We start from the raw sequence: 6,586 nt of genomic DNA, 5'->3' as shown, positions 1-6,586 counted from the left end.
CGCATCGTGGTCGAGCTGCCAGGCGTGCAGGACACCGCCGAAGCCAAGCGTATCCTGGGCAAGACCGCGAACCTGGAGTTCCGTCTGGGTGCCGACGCACCAGCCCGACGGTCTCCGTGTCCGCGTTCATCGCCGTCAGGACGAGCTCCCCGGCCCCGGCGGTGGAGACGGGGGTGAGCATCCCGTCCAGCCGCTGCTGCCAGGAGGTCCGGCCGCTCGCCGCGTCCACGGCGGTGACCAGGGTGGAGGCGCCGGTCGGCGAGTGCTCGAAGGCGTACGCGAGGCCGGACGCCTCGTCGTACAGCCCGAAGTCGGGCCGGGTGTGGCCCGCCAGCGGACGCTCCCACCGGGACACCCCGCTCGCGCCGTCCAGCGCCGTGACCGTGCCGTCGTCCGCGACGACCAGCAGGGTGGAGCCGGCCGGGAACGCGGAGCCGGGGCTCGCGGAGAGACCGGTCTCCCGGACCGGAACGCCCTTCACCGGGTCGTACGCGCGCAGCTTCCCGTCCGGGCCCGCCGAGAGCACCACCCCGCCCGAGACGACGGGCGCCGAGGCGTCGCGGAGCGAGGTGTTCCGGTCCGACCAGAGCACGCGCCCGTTCGCGGGGTCGATCCGCGCGGTCCCGGTCCCGGCCACCGCGCAGTACAGGGCCGCGCCCGCCCCGGCGGAGGAGCAGACGGGGGTGGCGTTGCCGCTGGTCCGCAGCGCGGTGCTCCACGGCGAGAAGGCGGCGCCCTCCGCACCCTTCCCCTCCGACGTACGCTCCGGCGCCTCCGCCGGACCGCCACCGCCACCGCCCCACAGCGCGAACCCCCCGGCGCCCGCCCCCGCCACCAGCAGGAGCAGCGCGGCGGCCGGCACCAGCCGCCCGCGCGTCAGCCGCCACCGCCGGGCCGGCCCCGCCCCGCGCACATGCGTGGTGTCCTCGGCCCCCTCCCGCTCCTCCACCGCGGCGACGGCCGCCACGGCCGGCCGCCGCTGGGCCGGTATGAACGCGGCGGCCTCGTACGACGGCGGCCGCAGCGCCGCCATCACCTCGTCCGGCGTCGGCCGCTCGGCCGGGTCCTTCGCCAGGCAGCGGCTGACCAACTCCGCGAGATCCTCCGGCACCCCGCTCAGATCCGCCTCGTCGTGCACCACCTGGTACGCCACGATGTACGGGCTGTCCGAGTCGAACGGCCCGCGCCCCGTCGCCGCGTGGACGAGCACCGCCCCCAGCGCGAACACATCGGCGGCCGGCCCGACCTCGCGCGGCCGCTGGAACTGCTCGGGCGCCATGTAGGGCGGCGAGCCGATCAGCTTGCCGGTCTCGGTGCGCAGATCACTGTCGTACGGGCGGGAGATCCCGAAGTCGATGACCTTCGGGCCCGCGTCGGAGAGCAGCACGTTGCTCGGCTTCAGGTCGCGGTGGATGACACCGGCCCGGTGGATGTCCCGCAGCGCCTCGGCCAGCCCGGCGGTCAGCCTGCGCAGCTCGGCGGGGGCCAGCGGCCCGTTCCGCTTCACCTGCTCGGCGAGGGTCGGCCCGGGGACGTACAGGGTGGCCATCCACGGCCGTACGGCCTCCGGGTCGGCGTCCACGACGGGCGCGGTGAACGCCCCGCTCACCCGCCGCGCGGCCGCCACCTCCTGCCGGAACCGGGCCCTGAACTCGGGGTCCGCCGCGTACGGCCGGTGCACCACCTTCACCGCGAGCTGGAGTCCGGAGGCGGAGCGCGCCAGGTGGACGACGCCCATGCCGCCCGAGCCGAGACATGCCTCAAGGCGGTAGGTACCCGCATATTCCGGAAACTCCGCTTCCGGATGCGCTCCGGTCCCTGGCAGCGGCGGCATCGCCCACCCCCGTGTTGTGATGCGCAAGCGCGACGCACGGAGCCTAGTCGATGGTGCGTGCGAGCGGCGCGGGGCTTGTTAGCCTGCGCGTCGTACGGCTTCGTACGCATCGTTTCTCAACGGGGGAGGCCCTCATGGGCGTTGACGAGCAGACCGTGGACCCGGCGGCGGAGAGAGCGGCCGAGGCGGCCGAATCCACCGAATCCGCCGCGAACGCGACCACGACCGCGGCGGCGGCACCCGCCTCGCTGCACAAGTACCCGATCGCCCCCGGCTACCGGGTCAACGTCCGCACCGGCCCCGGCACCAGCTACCGGATCGTGCGGACGCTGCCGATCGGGATGAAGGTCCCGATCTACTGCCAGAAGCCGGGCGAGCGGGTCACCGGCCCGTACGGCACGTCGAACATCTGGTGCAACATCGCCAACGGCCAGTTCGTCTCGGACACGTACGTCTACACCGGCAGTGACGGCTACGTGGCTCCGCGCTGCGACTGACCGGACCGCTGAGCCACGTCTCACGGGGAACCCTCAGGCCCGGGGATAATCGACCTGTGAGCAAGAACAGCGAGAACAGCGAGAACAGCGAGAACAGCGAGAACAGCGAGAACGGCGAAGCACCCGGAACCCCGCCCGCCGGAGCCGGCGGCTCCGGCGGCACCTCCACACCCCCCGGCCCGCAGCCCGAGCCGATCCGTTTCTTCGGGACGACCTGGGTCGACCACGACGGCGGCTACGGGCTGCGGCGCGCCGGCGTCGCGGTCGGCTCGCTGGCCGCCGCCGTGGCCGGCTGCCTCGTGCTGCGCTTCGCCTTCGGGGGCCTGGAGATCGCGGAGGTCGGCAGCCTCGTCGGGATGCTGGTGATCGTGATGTTCGCGATCTGCAGCGCCATCGCGTTCCGCAAGACCTGGGAGTCCTACGGCTCCCGCCCGAAGGACCCGGCCCGCGAGGACACCCTGCGCGGCCTGAAGACGATCGGCTTCATCGGCTCGCTGCTCGCGTACTTCGTCCGCTCGCTCATCGAGGCCCCGGGCGAGAAGCTGCGCCGCGCGGAGTACGAGAGGGCCCGCGCCCAGTTCGAGAAGCGCCGCTCGACCCGCACCGGCAACCCGGCGGCCCGCAAGCGCCCGAAGCGCCGCTGACACCAGCACCCCGGCGAGCGCCACCACCGCGACCGCCCCGCACAGGCGTCGCCCGCGCCCTGGCGTGACCAGCCCTTGGCGTCCCTTCGGCGTCCCTTCGGCGTCCCTTCGGTGTCCCCTTGGCGTGGTCCGTGCGTCGCCCCGGCACATCCGGTCCACGCCGCCGCACCGGACAGCGACTCCACCGAGGCGACGAGGACGAAGGCCGACACCGCCCCGGGCGCCCCGGGCGTCCCGGGCACCGCGAGCGCCCCGGGCGTCCCGAGACCGACGGGCCGGGCCCGTCGTCGCAGGCCGCCGGCGGCACGGCGTCGAGCCACCCGGGCCACCCAAACCACCCGAGCCACCCGGACCCGCCCCACCGCCCCACCGAAGAGCGCCACCGCCACGGCCGCCAGCACCACCGCCAGGGGGCGCGGACAGCCCCGGGCCGCCAGCCACCCCCGAGGCCGGACCACGACCACGGCTACGGGCCCCGGCCCCGGCCCCCGCGCTAGCGGTGAGGACCGGACCTGGCGCCCCCGCGCGACGGCCACGACCACGGCCGCACGCCGGAGCAGACGCTTCCGTTCCCCTTCACGGCCTTGATCAAGACCTCACGGCGCGCCCTCAACACCTCCACGCGCCAACACCCCCCACGCGCTCCCAACACCCCCCACGCGCCCCCGACACCCCACGCCCTCCGGTCGAGCCCTCTTGACTGCGGGCCCCGCCAGGTCTGTAATTCATCACATGATGAATTATGACTCCGGCGAGGACCGGCCAGCCCCAGCCGCCGAGGCCCGCGGCCTCACCGTCGTACGAGGCGACCGCACGGTCCTGCGCGGCCTCGACTTCACCCTCGAACCGGGCACCATCACCGGCCTCCTGGGCCCCTCGGGCTGCGGGAAGACCACGCTGATGCGCGCGGTGGCCGGCACCCAGGCCAAGGTGACGGGCACTCTCGACGTCCTCGGCCACCCCGCTGGAGCCCCGGCCCTGCGCCCCCGCATCGGGTACGTCACCCAGGCGCCCTCCGTCTACACCGACCTCACCGTCCGCCAGAACCTGGACTACTTCGCCGCCGTCCTGCACCCCGGTCGCGCCCACCGGGACACCCGCGCGGACGCCGTCACCCGCGCGATCGGGGACGTCGACCTGACGAGCCACGCCGACGCCCTCGCCGGTGCGCTCTCCGGCGGCCAGCGCAGCCGCGTCTCCCTGGCCGTGGCCCTGCTCTCCACGCCCGACCTGCTGGTCCTGGACGAACCCACGGTCGGCCTGGACCCCGTACTCCGCCGCGACCTGTGGGGCCTCTTCCACCGCCTGGCCGCCGACCGGGGCGCCACCCTCCTCATCTCGTCCCATGTCATGGACGAGGCCGAACGCTGCCACCGCCTGCTCCTGATGCGCGAGGGCCGCATCCTCGCCGAGGGCACCCCCGAGGCACTCCGCACCCGCACGGGCACCGGAACGGTGGAGGAGGCATTCCTCCACCTGGTCGACGAGGCGACGACGTCCGGCCCTCACCCCCAGGAGCCCACCCCATGACCACGCGAACAGCGCCCCCCGCCCCCGCCGCCCCCACCGGCCGGGCCCTGACCCTCTCCCGTACGACGGCCACCGCCGCCCGGGTCCTGCGCCAGCTCCGCCACGACCCGCGCACCGTCGCGCTGCTGCTGGTCGTCCCGGTCGCGATGATCACCCTGCTCCGTTACGTCTTCGACGACGCCCCCGAGACGTTCGACGCGATCGGAGCCTCCCTCCTCGGCATCTTCCCGCTGATCACGATGTTCCTGGTGACCTCGATCGCCACCCTGCGCGAACGCACCTCGGGCACCCTCGAACGCCTCCTCGCCCTCCCCCTCGGCAAGGGCGACCTGATCGCCGGGTACGCCCTCGCGTTCGGCGCGGTCGCCGTCGTCCAGTCCGCCCTGGCCACCGCCGTCTCCGTCTGGCTGCTGGGTCTGGACGTCACCGGCTCCCCGTGGCTGCTGCTCCTGGTCGCCCTGCTCGACGCCCTCCTCGGCACGGCGCTCGGCCTCTTCGTCTCCGCGTTCGCCGCGTCCGAGTTCCAGGCCGTCCAGTTCATGCCGGCGGTGATCTTCCCCCAGCTCCTGCTCTGCGGCCTGTTCATCCCACGCGACCGGATGCACCCGGTACTGGAGGCGATCTCGAACGTCCTGCCCATGTCGTACGCCGTCGACGGCATGAACCAGGTCCTCCACCACCCCGACCTCACCGGTGACTTCCTCCGGGACGTCGCGATCGTCGCGGGAAGCGCACTGCTGGTCCTCTGCCTGGGCGCCATCACCCTGCGCCGTCGCACGTCCTGAGACGCCACCGCACACCCTGGGACCCCGGTGCGAGGATGACGGACAAGACGACGGTTACGCATTCGACGCGTCCGACACATTCAGCGCATCCCGACCCCAGCACCGCCCGGAGGGTGAACGCATGACCCAGACAGTCGCAGTCCTCGGCACCGGCAAGATCGGCGAGGCCCTCCTCAGCGGCATGATCCGGGCGGGCTGGCGACCGGCCGACCTCCTGGTGACCACGCGCCGCAGCGAGCGCGCCCAGGAGCTGCACACGCGGTACGGAGTCGAGTCGGTCGGCAACGCGGAGGCGGCGAAGGCCGCGGACATCCTCATCCTCGCGGTGAAGCCGCAGGACATGGGCAAGCTCCTCGACGAGCTGGCCCCGCACGTCAGCGCCGACCGCCTGGTCATCAGCGCGGCCGCCGGCATCACCACCACGTTCATCGAGGAGCGGTTCACCGCGGGCACCCCGGTCGTGAGGGTCATGCCCAACACCCCGGTCCTCGTGGACGAGGGCATGTCCGTCATCTCGGCCGGCAGCCACGCCACCGGCGCGCACCTCACCACCACCGAGGAGATCTTCGGCGGCGTCGGCAAGACCCTGCGCGTCCCGGAGTCCCAGCAGGACGCGGCCACCGCCCTCTCCGGCTCCGGCCCCGCCTACTTCTACTTCCTCGTCGAGGCCATGACCGACGCGGGCATCCTGCTGGGCCTGCCCCGCGCCCAGGCCCACGACCTCATCGTCCAGGCCGCCATCGGCGCCGCCGTGATGCTCCGGGACAGCGGCGAACACCCGGTCAAGCTCCGCGAGGCGGTCACCAGCCCCGCCGGCACCACGATCAGCGCGATCCGCGAACTGGAGAACCACGGCGTACGGGCCGCCCTCATCGCCGCCCTGGAGGCCGCCCGCGACCGCAGTCGCGAACTGGCCTCGGGCAACGGCTGACCAGCTCCCGAGCCACTCGCCCCACCCCCGGCCACCGCCCCACGGGCCGGGGGTTGACACACCCCGACCGGGACCGTAATGTGCTCCGAGTTGTCCGACGTGAGCGCCGACCCCGGTCGGTCCCCGGACAGCCATTCCGCAGTAACCACGACCAGCGAGCGACCTCGTGTCGCCTGCTTTTTCGTGCGCATTCGCGAAATGAGGAATCCGCGTTCGAAGGGACGCACCCCCGATTAGCGTCGGGGGGCAGCATTCCGCTAAAGTCTCACTCGTCGGAACGGCCCAACGGCCGGGAAGACAAGCCCCGCTGACTGGGAGTCAGGCCCGAAAGGATCTGATAGAGTCGGACTCGCCGGAAAGGGAAA

6 protein-coding genes and 1 pseudogene are annotated in these 6,586 nt (G+C 73.2%); 6 read left to right on the top strand and 1 reads right to left on the bottom strand.

Annotated elements, in window-relative coordinates; all coding sequences use genetic code 11:
- Positions 1-6: 6 nt before the first annotated feature.
- Positions 7-177, top strand: a complete 171-nt coding sequence (locus tag AB0917_RS33200) for a hypothetical protein (protein ID WP_366823433.1) — start codon at positions 7-9, stop codon at positions 175-177.
- Here the strand turns inward: AB0917_RS33200 and AB0917_RS33195 are convergent.
- Positions 95-1,834: pseudogene (locus AB0917_RS33195) on the bottom strand (protein kinase); the annotation flags it as partial. The gene AB0917_RS33200 and the pseudogene AB0917_RS33195 overlap by 83 nt on opposite strands.
- 134 nt (positions 1,835-1,968) lie before the next feature.
- On the opposite strand from AB0917_RS33195, the gene AB0917_RS33190 reads away from it, so the two are divergent.
- The 5 genes from AB0917_RS33190 (at position 1,969) to proC (ending at position 6,221) form a co-directional block, all read left to right on the top strand.
- Positions 1,969-2,331, top strand: coding sequence for an SH3 domain-containing protein (locus AB0917_RS33190; protein WP_366823432.1), 363 nt, complete (start codon positions 1,969-1,971; stop codon positions 2,329-2,331).
- A gap of 56 nt (positions 2,332-2,387) precedes the next feature.
- The gene (locus tag AB0917_RS33185; protein WP_366823431.1) at positions 2,388-2,975 is read left to right on the top strand and encodes a hypothetical protein; all 588 of its coding nucleotides are present in this window, start codon (positions 2,388-2,390) and stop codon (positions 2,973-2,975) included.
- Positions 2,976-3,707: 732 nt separating this feature from the next.
- Positions 3,708-4,505 (top strand): ABC transporter ATP-binding protein, encoded by a 798-nt coding sequence (locus AB0917_RS33180; protein ID WP_366823430.1) that lies wholly within the window; start codon positions 3,708-3,710, stop codon positions 4,503-4,505.
- On the top strand, positions 4,502-5,290 hold the full coding sequence (locus AB0917_RS33175) for an ABC transporter permease (protein ID WP_366823429.1): 789 nt from the start codon (positions 4,502-4,504) through the stop codon (positions 5,288-5,290). Before AB0917_RS33180 ends, AB0917_RS33175 begins: the two co-directional genes overlap by 4 nt.
- Before the next feature lie 121 nt (positions 5,291-5,411).
- Positions 5,412-6,221: a pyrroline-5-carboxylate reductase gene (proC, locus tag AB0917_RS33170; RefSeq protein ID WP_366823428.1), complete on the top strand. Its 810-nt coding sequence runs from the start codon at positions 5,412-5,414 to the stop codon at positions 6,219-6,221.
- Positions 6,222-6,586 lie beyond the last annotated feature (365 nt).

The sequence above is a fragment of the Streptomyces sp. NPDC007346 genome, assembly GCF_040703535.1.
GTDB lineage: Bacteria > Actinomycetota > Actinomycetes > Streptomycetales > Streptomycetaceae > Streptomyces.
Note: the sequence above shows the minus strand (reverse complement) of the source record. Positions and strands in the feature narration are given on the sequence as shown.

Bases quoted from the DNA above. Each gene is read 5' to 3' on its own strand.
- AB0917_RS33190 (WP_366823432.1), top strand. From the start codon at position 1,969: ATGGGCGTTGACGAGCAGACCGTGGACCCGGCGGCGGAGAGAGCGGCC.
- AB0917_RS33180 (WP_366823430.1), top strand. From the start codon at position 3,708: ATGATGAATTATGACTCCGGCGAGGACCGGCCAGCCCCAGCCGCCGAG.
- AB0917_RS33175 (WP_366823429.1), top strand. From the start codon at position 4,502: ATGACCACGCGAACAGCGCCCCCCGCCCCCGCCGCCCCCACCGGCCGG.
- proC (WP_366823428.1), top strand. From the start codon at position 5,412: ATGACCCAGACAGTCGCAGTCCTCGGCACCGGCAAGATCGGCGAGGCC.